Origin of the sequence: Microbacterium keratanolyticum (assembly GCF_016907255.1) — a bacterium.
Taxonomy (GTDB): domain Bacteria; phylum Actinomycetota; class Actinomycetes; order Actinomycetales; family Microbacteriaceae; genus Microbacterium; species Microbacterium keratanolyticum.
Map to the genome: position 1 here is coordinate 2609866 of NZ_JAFBBQ010000001.1, position 15589 is coordinate 2625454.

Genomic DNA, 15589 nt, shown 5'->3' on the forward strand with positions numbered 1-15589 from the left:
GGCGCGTCGTACGAGAGGATGAGGGCATGTCTGCTGCGTCTCTCGTCACCGTCGCCGTCTGCCAGTTCGCGCCCACAGCCGACCGAGAGGACAATCTGCTGCGTATCGCCGAGCAGACGCGCACCGCCGCGGCCCGAGGCGCGCGGCTCATCGTGTTTCCCGAGTACGCCAGCTACTTCGTCGCCCCTTTCGATGTCACGCTGCGTGAGAACGCCGAAGAACTGGACGGGCCTTTCGTGCAGAGTCTTCGCGCGATCGCCTACGAGCACGATGTGACGATCGTCGCGGGCCTCGTCGAACGGGGCGGCGACGCCGCGCTCGTCCGCAACGCCCTGGTCGCGGTCGACGCCACCGGCATCCGGGCGCGGTACCGCAAGCAGCACCTGTACGACGCCTTCGGCGCACGCGAATCGGAGTGGCTGAGCGCGGGAGACATCGGCGCCCCCGAGACGTTCGAGGTCGGCGGCATCCGCTTCGGACTCATGACCTGCTACGACCTGCGCTTCCCCGAGGTGGGGCGCACCCTCGTCGACGCCGGGGCAGACGCATTGATCGTGCCGGCGGAGTGGGTCCGCGGTCCGCTCAAGGAGCACCACTGGGTGACTCTTCTCGAAGCCAGGGCGATCGAGAACACCGCCTACGTGATCGCCGCGGACCATCCCGCACCGGTCGGCGTCGGACACTCCGCGGTGATCGATCCGCAGGGGGTGCGCATCGCCGGAATAGGTAGCGAAGAGGGCGTGGCGATCGCAGAACTCGACGCCGAGTTGATCGCGCGCACCCGAGAGATCAACCCGGTGCTGCGCGTGCGTCGCTATCGCGTCGTGCCCGCCGAGTAGCTCAGAGGGAGCCTAGGCGCTCGACGGCCTCTTCCAGCACCTCGCGCTTTTTGCAGGCGGCGAAACGGACGAGTCCCGCATAGTCGTCGCGGTGCTCCGGGAGGACGAAAGCCGAGAGCGGGATGGCCACCACACCGGCACGCTCGGGGAGTTCTCGGCAGAAGGCCGCCGCATCCGCACCGCCGAGCGCCGTGGCATCCGCCACCGTGAAGTATCCGCCCTGGGGTGGGCTCACGGTGAAGCCCGCAGCTCGGAGGCCGTCGCCGAGGAGCGCGTGCTTGTCGGCGAAGGCGGATGCTGCGCCGCGGAAATAGTCCTCGCCGAGGCGCAGTCCCACGGCGACGGCAGGCTGGAACGGGCTGCCGTTGACGTATGTGAGGAACTGCTTGACCGTGAGGGCCGCAGTGATGAGTGCGGCAGGCCCGTGCACCCAACCGATCTTCCAGCCGGTCACCGAGAAGGTCTTGCCCGCCGAGGAGATCGTGAGTGTGCGCTCGGCGGCACCCGGGAGCGTCGCGATCGGGACGTGCGCGCTGTCGAAGGTCAGATGCTCATACACCTCATCCGTCACGATGATCGCGTCGTGGCGGTCTGCGAGCCGGACGATCTCCTGCTGCACCTGCGCGCTGAACACCGTCCCTGTCGGGTTGTGCGGATCGTTGACGAGGATGATGCGGGTGCGATCGCTGACAGCAGCGGCGAGCTCCGCAAGATCGGGTTGGAAATCCGGACGCCGCAGCGGAACGGTCCGCAGTCGCGCCCCGGACAGCGCGATGATGGCCGCATAGGAGTCGTAGAACGGCTCGAAGACGACGACCTCGTCGTCGGGGGAGTCGATCAGAGCAAGGAGCGTTGCAGCCAGCGCCTCGGTCGCGCCGGCGGTGACGATGACCTCACGATCCGGATCGACGGAGAGGCCGTAGAAGCGCTGTTGGTGCTCACTGATCGCAGCGAGGAGATCCGGGATGCCGCGCCCGGGCGGGTACTGATTCGCGCCGCGTGCGATCGCTTCGCGGGCGGCCTCCAGGACGACATCCGGGCCGTCCTGGTCGGGGAAGCCCTGACCCAGATTGATCGCACCGGTTCGGGCCGCGAGGGCCGACATCTCTGCGAAGATGGTGGGCGCCACCTCTCCGCTGGCAGACAGCAGGCCTGCTCCTGCGGCGGTGCGGCGCCAGGCTCCGGACACAATTCCCATGTGGCTCAGGGTACTGGCATAGCGGAATCTCATCCCTGACATAAGAAACGCACAGGTCAGGGAGTCACTCTGAGAGGGCGTTGTTATGAAAGGGAGTACATCATGAACGACCAGAACCCTCGCCCCGAGATCCCGGAGTCGTCGGACGCATCCGGCCACGACCTTCCCGCCACGTTCTCGTCCGATTCCACGCCCGCGACTCCCGCTCCGGTCGTCCCCGAGGCCCCGTCCGTGCCCGCAGCCAGCATCCCGGAGCGGCCCGCGCTGCCCACGGCGGTGCCGCAGGCGCCGACCTTCGCCGCCCCGGACGGTGCGACGCTGCCGCTCGGCGCCACCGCACCGGTCGCCCCGGGGGCCGCCGCATCGGGTGCCGCGTTCGGCGCCGCTGCGCAGATTCCGACCCCGATCGAATCCGCACCCTCGGCGCAGAAGAAGTCGCTCGGCGGCACGAAGGTCGCCGCCATCATCCTCGCCGCCGCCCTCGTCGGCGGCGCTGCGGGTGTCGGAGGCAGTGCACTGTACGCCGGGCTCAACGGCGGATCCTCCACCGGCCCGGTGGCAGGACCATCGACCGTGACGGTCAACAACCCCGACGAGGTCACGTCCGCCACGGCGATCGCCGCCAAGGCGCTGCCCTCGGTCGTGACGATCGAGGTCGCCGGCAGCTCGAGCGGCGGCAGCGGCTCGGGCGTCATCCTCGACGAGCAGGGACACATCCTCACGAACGCCCACGTCGTCACCCTCGACGGGCAGGCGACAGAGCCGGCGATCCGCGTCACGACATCCGACGGGCGTCTGCTCGATGCTGAGGTCGTCGGGATCGACCCGCTGTACGACCTCGCGGTCATCAAGGTGTCGGATGCCTCCGGGCTCACCCCGATCGAGTTCGCGGACTCGTCCGAAGTCAACGTCGGCTCCGTCGCCGCGGCGGTGGGCGCGCCCCTCGGCCTTGCGAACTCGGTCACGACCGGCATCGTGAGTGCACTGAACCGCAGCATCTCGGTGCAGTCCTCGGCGCTTCCCGAGGTGCAGGGCGCCCCGGACGGCGAAGACTCGCAGGGTGACCAGCCCTTCCAGTTCGATCTTCCGGGAGCCACACCGTCGCAGGGTCAGCGTGAGTCCATCTCGATCTCGGTCATCCAGACGGATGCCGCGATCAACCCGGGCAACTCCGGCGGCGCGCTCGTCGACGGCGACGGACGCCTCATCGGCATCAATGTCGCGATCGCCACCGCGAGCGGCAGCTCGGATGCAGCCGGCTCCATCGGCGTCGGATTCGCCATTCCCTCGAACATCGCTCAGCGCATCGCCGATGAGCTCATCGAGAACGGGGAAGCCACCCACGGCCTCCTCGGTGCGAGTGTCTCGCCGGCCAGCTCCGTCGAGGACGCGACGGTGCTTGGCGCCTACATCGCGAACGCGACGCCGGGCGGCGCGGCAGATGCTGCAGGGCTCCGCGAGGGTGACATCGTCACCGCGTTCAACGGCACCCCGATCAGCAACGCGCGTGACCTCACTGCCCAGGTGCGCTCGGTCGCCGCGGGCGCCGAGGCGGAGGTCACCTTCGTCCGCGACGGCCGTACGCAGACCGCCACGGTCACACTCGGAGACCTGAACTCCCTGGCCGAATGACACCAGGGGATGCTGCGCTCGCCGAGTGCGCTCCCACGGTCACGACGCCACCCCGCGATAGGCTCGCGGGGTGGCGTCGTTCTCTTTTCGCACAGGCAACGCGGGCAAGCTGCTGCGCCTGCCCCTCTTCGTCGCCGGGCGACTGGCCACCCTTCTGATCCCGCGCGGTCGCCGATGGGTCTTCGGCTGCGGCGCCGGCATCGGCGACGGCGCACTCGCCCTCTGGCGGCATGTCCAGGCGGAGGGCCACGAGATGGTCTGGCTGACCGGATCCGCCCGTGAAGAGGCGGATGCTGCCGCTCTGGGCATCCCGACGCTGCCGAAGCACAGCGTGCGCGGCTGGTGGGCGACCACCCGCGCGGGCGTCATCGTGATCACGCACGGCTTCGGCGATGTCAACCGCTACGCCATCTCCGGCGCCTTCGTCGTGCAGCTCTGGCACGGGATTCCCCTGAAACGTCTCGGATTGGACTCGCCCGTGACGGTGCAGAGTTCCTTCCTGTCGGGGTTCGCACCGCTGCGGTGGCTGCTGTCGGCCCTCTACCGAGGTGCGGCGCAGCGCATCCGCATCCTGCCTGCGGCATCGGACCGGTCTCGTGCCCGCCTGGAGTCCGCCTTCGGGCTCGGCGTGCATCAGGTGCTGGTGACCGGCGAGCCGCGCGTCGACGTGCTGTCGGCGGGCGACGCACAGACGCGGCGGGCCGCTGCGATTACCCGGAGGAATGCGGCAGTCGGGCCGTTGCCCGAAAGCGCGCGCGTCGTGCTGTACGCCCCGACCTGGCGTGACGGTGCCGCGGACCCCGCCGTTCCCAGCCCCGCCGAGTGGGAGGCGATCGGCGAGGTCCTCGAATCGCAGAACGCGGTTCTGCTCATCCGGTCGCACCCGATGGGCGAGGGCGATTACACGCCGCCGGCCGACATGCCGCGGGTGCGCATGCTCGGCGCATCCGTCGTCACCGATGTCACTCCGCTGCTCCCCGCCGTCGACCTGCTCATCACCGACTACTCCTCGCTCGCCTACGATGTCGGACTCCTCGCGATGCCCGTCATCTACTTCGCCCCGGACGCGGAGGACTATGCGCGCCTGCGGGGCTTCTACGGACGCTACGCGGAGATCGCCGGCCCTGATTTCGCACGGGACTGGGCCACGACCCTCGATCAGGTGCGACGCACCCTCGCCGACGAGACCGCGTTCACCGAACGAGCCCAGGAATCCAGTACTCTGAGCGCCGAGATGCACGCGTTCCGCGACGGTGAGAACACCGCGCGGGTGTATCGGGCAATCCGCGCACGCGGGGTCCCCGCAGCGAAGGGTTCAGCATGATCAGCGTTCGGATCGACGAGCAGAAAGAGACGCTCGTCGTCGCGGGTGAGGGGGCGAAGCCGGTCTCTGCCGTCCTGCAGGGGGCGCGCGCCTGTGTCGAGGCCCGTCTCACCGGTGGGGGAACCACCTGGAAGGCGACCTTTCCTCTGCGGCTGGCCCGCTGGGGTGGTCAGGCGCTGCCGCTGCCCAGCGGTCACTACACGCTCATCGTCGACGGGCAGGATCTCTCCGCGCTGACGCTGCCGATGACGCTCCTGCCGATTCTGCGGGCGGCCGTCAGCGGGACGGACGTCGAGATCGGCCCGCCGTTGGATCCGGTGCACAGCACACCGGAAGGTCAGGCCACGCTCGAGGGTCGCTACGCCGCGCAGTCGGGCGGGACCGAGAACGCGGTGTTCTTCGAGAGCTTCTATGGCCGCAGCACCGGATGTAACCCGGGCGCGATCGACCGCGAGCTCGCGGTGCGGGCACCCGGCGTGACCCGCTACTGGAGCGTGACCGACCTCTCCGTGGCCGTTCCTGACGGCGCGATCGCGGTCGTCGAGGGCTCGCCGGAGTGGTGGCGCGCTCGCGGCGCTGCACGTCTGCTGGTCGTCAACGACTGGCTGCGTCGGCGCTTCGTGCGCAAGCAGGGGCAGCGCGTGATCCAGACCTGGCACGGCACACCGCTGAAGCGCCTCGCCCTGCACCGGCCGGGATTCGATCCGCGTCGCATGCTCGCCGTCTTCCGAGAGTCTCGCCGCTGGGATGTGCTGCTCGCGCAGAACCCCTACGCCGAGCGGGTGCTGCGCAAGGCCTACGCGTTCCTGAACCGCCCGATCTGGGTCGACGGATACCCGCGCAACGACGTGCTGACGACGGGCGATTCCTCGGCCGTCCGTGCGCGCCTCGGCATCGCGCCGGACGAGACCGTGCTGCTGTACGCACCGACCTGGCGCGACGACCGCGCCGAGATGGTGGACTTCGTCGATCCGGAGTCTCTCGCTCAGCAGGCGGATGCGGTCGTGCTCGTGCGCGGACACTCGCGCACGATCACGTACGGTCGGGATCAGTCCGGCGCCCGCGTGATCGACGTGACCGGATATCCGGATACTGCGGAGCTCATGCTCGCGGCCGATGCGCTCATCACCGACTATTCCTCGGTCATGTTCGACTTCAGCGTCACGGGAAAGCCCATGTACTTCCTCGTGCCGGACCTCGAGCACTATCGCGGCGAGCTGCGAGGGTTCTACTTCGATCTCGGCGAACGCGCCCCTGGGCCCCTCGTGCGGTCGCAGGCGGAGCTGCTGGAGGCGCTCCAGGACGCGGGGGCCATCGCGCGCTATGCGGAGCGCTACGTGGCCTGGCAGGAGCAGTTCAACGGTCGTGACGATGGTGCGGCATCCGCACGAGTGGTCTCCCGGATCCTCGATCTCGGGTTCGTCCAGGTCTGAGGGCGTCCGCTAGGGCAACGGAGTGTTCTGTGTGCCCAGGCGGGAGGCATCCACGGTGTCACCCGCGCCGCGCACGACACCGGTGAGAAATCCCAGGCCCCACGCGAGGTGCATCGTGGGGAGAACTGCGAGCGTCCACAGGCGTTCGCGGATGCTGCGCGGCGGATCCGACGGCTTCGCAGGCAGCAGCGCCATGACGATGACGAGCAGCGCGTACGCCACGAGCGGGAGATAGACGGCAGACGCGATGAGCGAGGCGAGACCGCTGAGCACGCCGGTCAGCTGCAGCACGCCGACGACGAGTGCGAGCGCGACGTTGAGCGCCAGCGCAGGGGGCGCGAAGAACCGGATGCCGTTGCGTCGGCCGTACCGTCGAACGAGCTCGCCGCGCCAGGCGCCGGTGGCACGGAACTGGCGCGCCAGGCGAATCCAGCTCTCGCGTGGCCAGTACGTCACGGCGAGTTCGGGATCGAACCACACGAGGTGACCCGCCTGGCGGATCCGAAGATTGAGTTCCCAGTCCTCGCCTCGGCGCACACTCTCGTCGAACAGACCGACGGCATCCAGGACGTCACGACGCATGACGCCGAGGTAGGCGGACTCGGCCTCGCCTTCGCCCGCACCCACGTGGTACGCTCCGCCGCCCAAGCCCGCGGGGGAGTTGTAGGCGCGTGCCACGGCCGCCTGGAAGGGCGTGCGGCCGTCCGCGCGCATGATGCCACCGACGTTCGCCGCGCCGGTGCGCCGCAGCGTCGCGATCGCCCGGCGCGCATAGCCGGGGGAGAGTTCGGAGTGCGCGTCGACGCGCACGATCGTGGGGTAGGAGCTCGCGCGGATGGCTGCATTGAGACCGACCGGGATGTGCGCCGCCGGATTGTGCACGATCGACACACGCGGGTCGGCGGCGGCGATGCGCTCGGCCAACTCGGTCGTGCCGTCGGACGACGGACCGAGTGCGAGCACGAGCTCGGCCGGCTCATCGAGGTCCTGGGCGAGCACAGACGCGACGGCGTGCTCGAGATAGGCGCGCTCGTTGAGCACGGGCATCACGAAGGAGACACCAGGGCCGATGGCTGCTGTCTCGCGGGCGCGGTCGTTCGCTGTCACTGAACGATCATGTCACGGGTGACCCTCAGGGCGGCTGGGTAGGCTGGAGGGATGGGTGTTGTGTCAGATGCGCAGAAGTCGTATCGCCTGCTTCGTCGTGCGTTGGCCTCTCGATCCGCCGTGCAGAGTGTGCGTCGTACGCTCGCCGCACGGGAGCCGCACCCGCGCAAGCACTTCAAGATCGCGGTGTACTTCGCGGACGGCGCCGTGAACATGTATCAGATGCGTCAGTGGTACCGGCCCCTCGCCGAACTCGCGAAGCGCTGGCCGGTCGTGGTGATCTCCCGCGCCGCGACAGGGGCGCAGGCCATGCTCGGGGAAGACGCTCCGCCCGTGGCGTTCGTGCCGACGGTGCGTGACATGGAGCGCTTCATCGCGCAGCAGGACATCCGCATCGTGCTGTACGTGAACCAGAACACCCGCAACTTCCAGATGTTCCGCTACGGGCGCCGCTGGCACGTTTTCATCAACCACGGCGAGTCCGACAAGATGTACATGACCACGAACCAGTACAAGGCGTACGACTACGCACTGGTGGCCGGGCAGGCCGCGCGAGACCGCCTCTCCCGCGTGCTCTGGGACTACGACATCGATCGACGCACGATCGAGATCGGCCGTCCGCAGGCCGACCACTACTCGGGCACGCTGCCGTACACGCCGGACGAGCGCACGGTCGTCCTGTACGCGCCCACCTGGGAAGGCGACCGCCCCTCGGCGCACTACGGCTCGATCGCGAGCCACGGGGAAACCCTCGTCTCGGCGCTCCTCGCCACGGGCGAGCATCGCGTGATCTACCGGCCGCACCCCCGCAGCGGCGTCGTCGACAGTGAGTACGGCGCCGCGAATCAGCGCATCATCGCCGCGATCGCCGCCGCGAACGCGGCGGATCCTGCCGCGCACCACGTCTTCGATGACGGTCCGGAGCTCGGTTGGCAGCTCGCGGCGGCGGATGTCGCGATCGTCGACATCTCTGCGATGGTCTACGACCGTCTCGCCGCGGGCAAGCCGCTGCTGATCACGCGACCTGTGGATGAGCGCGCCTCCGTCGACGAGAGCGGTTACCTGTCGTCGTGCGAGTGGCTGTTCGCACACGCGGCACCGAAGATCGTCTCCGAGGTCGCGCGTGTGCAGGGCGACGACGACGCGACCGCACGCCTGCGGACGTGGGTGCAGCATTACTTCGGTGACACGACGCCGGGCGTCGCGACGGAGAAGTTCCATGCGGCGATCGAGACGCTTATGGAGCGCTGGGACGTGGAACACGAGCGGCACCTGCGCGACCTCGCCTCCGAGGACGAGAGCGACGACCAGGACGACGACGAGATGAGTCTCTGACCGCGAATCCTTCCCCTCGCCGACGAACTCCTCTTCGGCCGAGGTGTGCTCAGCGCTCGATCGGCTCCCATCGGCCGCCGTTCTGCCAGTACGTCTCGATGTCTTCGAGCGGGCGTCCCTTGGTCTCGGGCGCGAGGGTGAATACGAAGGCGAATGCCGCGACGGCAAGGATACCGAAGACGATGAACGTGCCGCTGCCGCCCAGCTGGGTGAGCAGCGTGAGGAAGACCCCACCGACGATCACGTTCGCGATGAGGTTCGAGGTGAGCATGACGCTTGCGCCGATCGAACGCAGATGCGCAGGCATCGCCTCGCCGGCGTAGACCCAGACGAGCGAGCCGAAGCCGAATGCGAAACCGGCCGTGAAGAGGACGAGCCCCGCGAAGCCCAGCGCGGTGAGCACGCCGGCGAACTCCCCGCCGCCGATGAGGAACACCGTGACGAGAAGCGCGTTCGCGAGCACCATGATCCCGATACCGGTCAGAAGCACTGGGCGCCGACCCATCCGATCGATCACCAGCAGTGCGATGACCACGGCGATAAGGCTTGCGAACTGCACCAGCGCGGACAGACCGAGCTTCACAGTGTCCTCGGTGAAGCCCATCGCTTCGAAGATGCGGGGGCTGTAGTACACGATCGCGTTGATGCCGGTGATCTGCACGAAGAAGCCCAGGCCCACGACGAAGATCGTCGCGCGCAGGTAGGGCCCGCGCACCAGGTCACGCCACCCGCCCTTTCGACCCGTGCGGAAGCTCGCCGTGATCGATTCCAGTTCCTTGTCGACGTCGACGTTCGTGCCTTCGATGCGCTCGAGGGTGCGTCGCGCGTCATCGGGACGCCCCTTCATGACGTACCAGCGCGCGGTGTCGGGCAGCCTCAGCAGCAGCAGCGTGACGATGATTCCGGGAATCGCCGCGAGCGCGAGCATCCATCGCCAGCTCTCGCTCGGCGCCAGCGCCATGGCGGCGAGGTAGCCGAGGATGATGCCCGAGACCGTTGCGACCTGGTACATCACCAGGAAGGCCCCGCGCGCGTGCGTCGGAGCAGACTCGGCGACGAAGACCGGCACGACCACCACCGATACGCCGATTGTGAGGCCGAGCAGGAAGCGCGCGATGATCAGAACGACGAGCGAGGGCGCCAGGCCGCAGAGCAGCGAGAAGAGCGTGAAGGTCACGGCGACGGCGACCATCGTGGGTTTGCGGCCGAAGCGGTTGGCGATCGTGCCACCGGCCAGCGCTCCGACGATCTCACCGACGACGACCGTCGTCGTCACGAGCTGCTGCTGCTCGACCGTGAGGGAGAACTCGGCGGCGATGTAGAGCATCGCACCGCCGATGTTCGAGGAGTCGTAGCCGTAGATCACTCCGACGGTGGCTGCGGCGATGCCGACGATGATCGCCAGACGGCTGGTCTTCGGGGAGGTGGTGAGATGCATGGGGACTTTCTATCGGATCACTGTTCCGGCGGAGAGGCGGTCTCGGCCGATTCCACGGCGGCGGCAGCGTCTGCCTGCGGGCTGCGCCGTACGATGGCGGCGGCCTTGCGGCCTGCCCAGCTGACGCCGCGGGCGGCGGTCCCCGCGGCTCCGGCGATGGCGGTTCCGGCGTAAGTGGCTCCGCGCAGCATCCGATTCTCCAGCCTCTCGGCCCCGGGCACCGGCTCGAGCTCAGCCGGAAGCATGACGGGCGGCACACCGAACGCCTTGCGAGAGTTGACCAGCACTCGACGGCCGAGGATGTTGTTGCCGGCGCCGCCGACCGCAGCGCCGACGCCGAAGGGCAGCGCCTTGCCGATGAAGGATGCGCCGCCGCGTGCAGCGAACTGCTTGATGAACGCGCTCTTCAGACGATCCGCAAGTGGCCCCACCGCTGCGCGGGGGAGGGTCTTGGTGACGAGTTCGCCCCAGTAGGACGATCGGGTGCCCGTCTTCCCCGCGGCCTGGCCCGCGAGCTGCGCGACGAGATCGACGCCTTCTTTGCCGAGCATGAGTGTCATCACGAGCGCCCGTGCGCGGTCCGGGTTCTCGACCGTGATGCCGTGCACCTCCGCGATGGACTGCGCGAACAAGGCCGTCGACTCCACGAAGCCCACGGTCTCGACGCCGGAGAGCGCAAGCGTGATGCCCGTCGAGATGCCCGGGATCACCGCCGTGGCTCCGACCGCTGCTCCGCCTGTGGTCACGGCGGCCAGGTAGCGGCGCTCCAGAAGACGGACGATCTCGCTTGTCGAGGCATCCGGATGGCGCAGGCGAATGCTGCGGATGTGCGCGAGAACGAGCGGGCGCTGGATCGCCAGCACGCGGTCCAGGCCGCGCACCATGAGCGGGTGCTCTTTCGAGCCTTCGGGAGGCAGTCCCGTGTCCCACGGGCTGTCGTCCGGGAGCGAGTGAATCTTGTGCACCTTCGGGGCCATGCTCGAATCCTAAGCAGTGCAGCCGCGAAGACCCCGTGAGCAGTCCGTGGGCGCGTCCGGGAACGAAGAAGGGCCGTCCCCGCGGGGACGGCCCTTCTGTCTCGTCGAGCGAGGCTCAGACGAAGAGGTTGGCGCGCTCGAGGTCTTCGGCGAAGTCCACCTCGACGGCGTAGAGGTCGGAGATGTCCATGGGCTCGAGCAGCAGACCGTTCTCGGCGATCGCGAGCTCAAGACCGCGTTCGAAGTAGTCCTGGTCGTCGACGCGCTGCAGCTGACGCATGAACGCCTGCTTGTCGGCGGAGGAGATGTAGTTGATGCCGACAGCCTCGCCGATGCCGCCCTTGACGACCTTCGAGAGCTTGTCGATGAAGCCCTCGGCCGTGACGGTGTACTTGACCTCTTCGTCGCTGACCTTCGCGGTGTTGACGGTCACGAAGGACTGGTCGCGCTCGATATAGGCGATCGCGCGGCCGAGGATGCGCGGGTCGAAGACGACGTCGCCGTTCATCCACAGCACACCCGACTTGCCGGTCGCGGCGAGGGCGCGCAGCAGGCTCTTGGAGGTGTTGGTCTGGTCGTAGCGCTCGTTGTGCACGTAGTTGACGCGCGGGAACGCCTCGATGATGGTCTCGGCCCGGTATCCGACGACCGTCGTGATGCGGGCGTCTGATCCGAAGGCGGCACGGATGTTGTCGTGCTGCTGCTGCATGATGCTGCGGCCGTCATTGAGCTCGGTCAGCGGCTTGGGGAGGGCGCGACCGAGGCGCGAGCCCATGCCAGCGGCGAGAATTACGGTCTGAAGAGTCACAGAAAAGCTCCTGTTAAGTGTGTTCACTGTCGATTTACCGACGAGACACTCCTTCGTGCCGGGATTCATGCTAGCGATCGCGCCTGGGAAGCCTCGGGAAAAGTGGCGGGCGTTGTCATTTCGTGATCGAGTCCACGGGCATTGCTCAGGGAAGGATTTCCCGCAGATCGCGCGGAAACGGCGCAAACTGTGTCGTTCTTCGCGCGCGCCGAGGCCAATCACAGACGAGATTGATAGCGTGAGTGCGTGACTGCCGCCGCGACTGAAGATCACGGGGGTGCCCCGGGGGGCGCGCCCACCGCCTCGTCGTCGACGGATGCCGTTTCGGCGTCGTCGGCCACATCAGCACCTGGCTCTGCACAGGGCGCGAAGAAGGGGAGCGGGTCGGCGAAACGCCCCGCGGCGAAGAAGACGCCGACGAAGTCCGCCGCTGCCAACGCCGCGAAGACGTCGACGACCGCGCGTCCGGCCGCCAAGACCACGGCTACCATCGGAAGGGCAGCCACACCGAGCACTGCCAAAGCCACCGCTGCCAAGACCACGGCCGCGAAGACTGCGGCGGTGAAAGCCACCGCAGCAAAGTCCGCCGCCGCGAAGTCGTCGGCCACGGCTGCGGCGAAGAAGGCCACTGCCGCCAAAGTCCAGGCCGTCAAGGCCTCCGCGTCCGACGCGGATGCTGCGAAGAAGGCCGCCGCCCGTTCGGCTGCGGCGAAGAAGGCGGCCGCAACACGTGCGGCACGCGCACGCGAGGCGGCACGAGCGGCCGAGGCCGCGGCAGCGAAAGAGAGCAAGGCTGCGCTCGTGCGCGCCGAGACAGACTCCGCTGCTCCCGCGGAGGTGGCTGCTCGCACGGCTCCCACCGCGCCCGTATCGCCCGCCACTGAGGCGGACGCTCCCGAGTCTCACGTTGTCCCGATCGACACCGTCGAGACGGTCGCGCCGATCGATGCCATCGAAACGGTGCAAGCCGTGGAAGCCGACGTCGAGTCGATCGAGGCCGCCGCTCCGGAGGATGCTGCTGAGTCGGTCCTCGACGCGCCCACAGACGAGGCCGACGCTCGCCCTGCGTCCGAGACATCGGACGAGCCGGAACCCACGAGCGACGGTGCCCCCGCCGAAGACTCGACAGAAGAATCATCCGCGACGACGATTCTCGCGGCGCCCGTCGTCGCCGACGTGGAAGGCAGCGGTGAGTACGCGCTGGAAGTGCGCGACCTCAGCAAGTCCTACGGCGACACCCGCGCCGTCGAAGCCATCTCACTGAGCGTTCCGACCGGCGCCTTCTACGGCATCGTCGGGCCCAACGGTGCCGGCAAGACGACGACCCTGTCGATCGTGGCCGGACTCCTGCGACCGGACTCCGGCACCGTCAAGGTCACCGGACTCGACCACTCCACCGGCGGAGCCAAGCGCATCCTCGGGGTGCTGCCCGATCGGCTGCGCACCTTCGACCGACTGACCGGCCGTCAGCTGCTGCACTACTACGGACTCCTGCGCGGCCTCTCTGCCGACGTGGTCGAGAAGCGCACAGCAGATCTCGCCCGCGCCTTCGACCTCACCGGTGCACTGGGGCGCGTCGTCTCCGACTACTCGGCGGGAATGACGAAGAAGATCATGCTCGCCGGCGCCATGATCCACTCTCCGCGGGTTCTCATCCTCGATGAGCCCTTCGAATCGGTGGACCCGGTCTCTTCGGGAATCATTCTCGACATCCTGCGTGCCTACGTCGCACACGGAGGCACGGTCGTCCTCTCCAGCCACGGCATGGATCTCGTCGAGCGCGTCTGCTCGCGGATCGCCGTGATCGTGGGCGGGAAGGTCCTCGCCGAAGGCACGGTGGACGAGGTGCGCGGTGAACAGTCGCTCGAAGAGCGCTTCACGGAGCTCACCCGCGGCGCTGGCGAGGTGGAGGGACTCGAGTGGTTGCACACGTTCTCCGCCTGAGACTGGCGCTGATGTTCGGTGCCCTGCGCGGGGACCGGCGACGCGTCTCGCGCACGGCGATCGAGCTGATCGTGCTGCTGGTCGCGACCGCCGCCACCGTTGCCGCAGTGCTGAGCCTGCAGACGGCGACCTCGGGCACCGCCACCACGGTGATCATCGTCGGCGGCGCACTGTTCATGCTCGGCTTCTTCCTCGCGCCGATCCTCGCCGGCACGGTCGACCAGCTCGACCCGCGGCGCTTCGCCGTCTTCGGGCTCAGCCTGCGCGGTCTGCCCTGGGTTCTCGCGCTCGCGGCTCTGATCAGCATGCCCACGCTCGCCTTGGCCGCTGTGATCATCGCTGTCGGCATCGTGGCGAGCGCTTTCGGTGCGCCACTCGTGCTGGCCGTTCTCGGCGGCGTGCTGGCACTGATCACAGCTGTGCTCGCTGCACGCATCGGGATGCTGCTGATCGCGCTCGCCCTTCCCGAGCGGCGTTCCCGCGAACTCACGGCCCTGTTCACTCTGGCGCTTGTCGTCGTCGCTGTCCCCGTCGGCGTCTTCGTCGCATCGATGAGCTGGAACGGTGATGTTCCGCCGGCTCTGGAGACCGCGGCCTCCGTCCTCAGCTACACGCCATTCGGTGCGGCCTTCGCGCTGCCCTTCGCCGCTGTCGCCGAGGAATGGGATGCCGTGTGGGTCATCGGTGTCATCGCCGTTGTGACCACCGGACTTCTCGCGGCACTTTGGGGCTGGCTCGTGCGCCGCGCGCTCACGACGACGGGGCGCCGTGCCGCATCGCGAGAACGTCCCGGCCTCGGATGGTTCGCGCTCCTGCCGTCGACGCCCTTCGGCGCGATCGCCGCGCGAAGCCTCGTGTACTGGCTGCGCGACCGTCGCTATCTCGTGAACGTGGCGATCGTCCCGATCGCGGGCGTTCTCTCGGCGGTTCCCCTCCTGGTCGCCGGTGTACCGCTCACCTATGCGGCGGCGCTGCCGGTTGCCGTGATGGCGCTCTTCTTCGGCTGGTTGCCGCACAACGACATCGCCTATGACTCCACCGCGTTCTGGACGCACGTCGTGAGTGACGTGCGCGGCATCGCGGATCGTCTGGGGCGCCTTGTGCCTATCGCCCTCATCTCCCTGCCGATCCTCGCCGTCGCCGTGCCGCTCACCCTCGCCGTGATCGGCCGATGGTCCCTGCTGCCGGTGTTCATCGGGCTTACGATGAGTCTGCTTCTGTCCGGATTCGGCCTGTCGAGCATCGCCTCTGTCGTGGCTCCCTACGCCGTCTCCCGCCCCGGCGACAGCCCGTTCCAGCAGCCGCAGCGCGCAACCTCCCGCGGTGCGTTCGGGCAGGCGGGCGCGCTCATCGGCGCGGTTGCGGTCTCCGCTCCCACGATCTGGCTCGCCTGGCTCGCGCTGAGCGACCCGACGGCGTCCGTCCAGGTACCGCTGTGGGTCGGCCTCGGCACCGGCATTCTTGTGCTGGCTGTCGGCGTTCTCGTCGGCGCGCGGTTCTACGAACGCCGCGAAGAGCGCGTCATGGAGTTCATCGAGACGGTCTGACGCCGCC

Annotated in this window: 13 protein-coding genes; 7 read left to right on the forward strand and 6 right to left on the reverse strand. The window is 68.4% G+C overall.

The window, feature by feature from the left end; all coding sequences use genetic code 11:
- Positions 1-26 precede the first annotated feature (26 nt).
- Positions 27-839 carry a carbon-nitrogen hydrolase family protein gene (locus tag JOD62_RS12565; RefSeq protein ID WP_204939601.1) on the forward strand — a complete coding sequence of 271 codons (813 nt, stop codon included), beginning with the start codon at positions 27-29 and terminating at the stop codon, positions 837-839.
- Between the two features lies 1 nt (position 840).
- Here JOD62_RS12565 and JOD62_RS12570 read toward each other — a convergent pair whose 3' ends face one another.
- Positions 841-2037: an aminotransferase class I/II-fold pyridoxal phosphate-dependent enzyme gene (locus JOD62_RS12570; protein WP_204939602.1), complete on the reverse strand. Its 1197-nt coding sequence runs from the start codon at positions 2035-2037 to the stop codon at positions 841-843.
- 102 nt (positions 2038-2139) lie between these two features.
- Between JOD62_RS12570 and JOD62_RS12575 the strand changes: the two genes are divergently transcribed.
- From JOD62_RS12575 to JOD62_RS12585, 3 genes are all read left to right on the forward strand, one after another.
- Positions 2140-3669: a S1C family serine protease gene (locus JOD62_RS12575; RefSeq protein WP_204939603.1), complete on the forward strand. Its 1530-nt coding sequence runs from the start codon at positions 2140-2142 to the stop codon at positions 3667-3669.
- Positions 3670-3739: 70 nt separating this feature from the next.
- Positions 3740-4993 carry a CDP-glycerol glycerophosphotransferase family protein gene (locus tag JOD62_RS12580; protein ID WP_204939604.1) on the forward strand — a complete coding sequence of 418 codons (1254 nt, stop codon included), beginning with the start codon at positions 3740-3742 and terminating at the stop codon, positions 4991-4993.
- The gene (locus tag JOD62_RS12585) at positions 4990-6426 is read left to right on the forward strand and encodes a CDP-glycerol glycerophosphotransferase family protein (RefSeq protein ID WP_204939605.1); all 1437 of its coding nucleotides are present in this window, start codon (positions 4990-4992) and stop codon (positions 6424-6426) included. Before JOD62_RS12580 ends, JOD62_RS12585 begins: the two co-directional genes overlap by 4 nt.
- 9 nt (positions 6427-6435) lie before the next feature.
- On the opposite strand, the gene JOD62_RS12590 is transcribed toward JOD62_RS12585, so the two are convergent.
- Positions 6436-7533: a glycosyltransferase family 2 protein gene (locus JOD62_RS12590; protein WP_271171534.1), complete on the reverse strand. Its 1098-nt coding sequence runs from the start codon at positions 7531-7533 to the stop codon at positions 6436-6438.
- 51 nt (positions 7534-7584) lie between these two features.
- Between JOD62_RS12590 and JOD62_RS12595 the strand changes: the two genes are divergently transcribed.
- Positions 7585-8868, forward strand: a complete 1284-nt coding sequence (locus JOD62_RS12595; RefSeq protein WP_204939606.1) for a CDP-glycerol glycerophosphotransferase family protein — start codon at positions 7585-7587, stop codon at positions 8866-8868.
- Between the two features lie 49 nt (positions 8869-8917).
- On the opposite strand, the gene JOD62_RS12600 is transcribed toward JOD62_RS12595, so the two are convergent.
- The 4 genes from JOD62_RS12600 to JOD62_RS12615 form a co-directional block, all read right to left on the reverse strand.
- Positions 8918-10306, reverse strand: coding sequence for a sugar porter family MFS transporter (locus JOD62_RS12600; RefSeq protein ID WP_204939607.1), 1389 nt, complete (start codon positions 10304-10306; stop codon positions 8918-8920).
- A 17-nt stretch (positions 10307-10323) separates the two neighbouring features.
- Positions 10324-11283 carry a hypothetical protein gene (locus JOD62_RS12605; RefSeq protein ID WP_204939608.1) on the reverse strand — a complete coding sequence of 320 codons (960 nt, stop codon included), beginning with the start codon at positions 11281-11283 and terminating at the stop codon, positions 10324-10326.
- A gap of 115 nt (positions 11284-11398) precedes the next feature.
- Positions 11399-12091: a phosphocholine cytidylyltransferase family protein gene (locus tag JOD62_RS12610; RefSeq protein ID WP_204939609.1), complete on the reverse strand. Its 693-nt coding sequence runs from the start codon at positions 12089-12091 to the stop codon at positions 11399-11401.
- A 269-nt stretch (positions 12092-12360) separates the two neighbouring features.
- Positions 12361-12663, reverse strand: coding sequence for a hypothetical protein (locus JOD62_RS12615; RefSeq protein ID WP_204939610.1), 303 nt, complete (start codon positions 12661-12663; stop codon positions 12361-12363).
- On the opposite strand from JOD62_RS12615, the gene JOD62_RS15125 reads away from it, so the two are divergent.
- Entirely contained in the window at positions 12653-14035 is a 1383-nt protein-coding gene (locus tag JOD62_RS15125) for an ABC transporter ATP-binding protein (protein ID WP_307818823.1), read from the forward strand. The two genes, JOD62_RS12615 and JOD62_RS15125, sit on opposite strands and share 11 nt — an antisense overlap.
- A gap of 11 nt (positions 14036-14046) precedes the next feature.
- The gene (locus JOD62_RS12625; RefSeq protein WP_239526690.1) at positions 14047-15582 is read left to right on the forward strand and encodes a hypothetical protein; all 1536 of its coding nucleotides are present in this window, start codon (positions 14047-14049) and stop codon (positions 15580-15582) included.
- The last annotated feature ends 7 nt before the right edge of the window (positions 15583-15589 follow it).

What these genes read in the sequence shown, in the direction of transcription:
- JOD62_RS12600 (WP_204939607.1), bottom strand. Translation starts at nt 10,306, where the DNA reads ATGCATCTCACCACCTCCCCGAAGACCAGCCGTCTGGCGATCATCGTC.
- JOD62_RS12575 (WP_204939603.1), top strand. Translation starts at nt 2,140, where the DNA reads ATGAACGACCAGAACCCTCGCCCCGAGATCCCGGAGTCGTCGGACGCA.
- JOD62_RS12625 (WP_239526690.1), top strand. Translation starts at nt 14,047, where the DNA reads ATGTTCGGTGCCCTGCGCGGGGACCGGCGACGCGTCTCGCGCACGGCG.
- JOD62_RS12605 (WP_204939608.1), bottom strand. Translation starts at nt 11,283, where the DNA reads ATGGCCCCGAAGGTGCACAAGATTCACTCGCTCCCGGACGACAGCCCG.
- JOD62_RS12565 (WP_204939601.1), top strand. Translation starts at nt 27, where the DNA reads ATGTCTGCTGCGTCTCTCGTCACCGTCGCCGTCTGCCAGTTCGCGCCC.
- JOD62_RS12570 (WP_204939602.1), bottom strand. Translation starts at nt 2,037, where the DNA reads ATGGGAATTGTGTCCGGAGCCTGGCGCCGCACCGCCGCAGGAGCAGGC.
- JOD62_RS12585 (WP_204939605.1), top strand. Translation starts at nt 4,990, where the DNA reads ATGATCAGCGTTCGGATCGACGAGCAGAAAGAGACGCTCGTCGTCGCG.
- JOD62_RS12595 (WP_204939606.1), top strand. Translation starts at nt 7,585, where the DNA reads ATGGGTGTTGTGTCAGATGCGCAGAAGTCGTATCGCCTGCTTCGTCGT.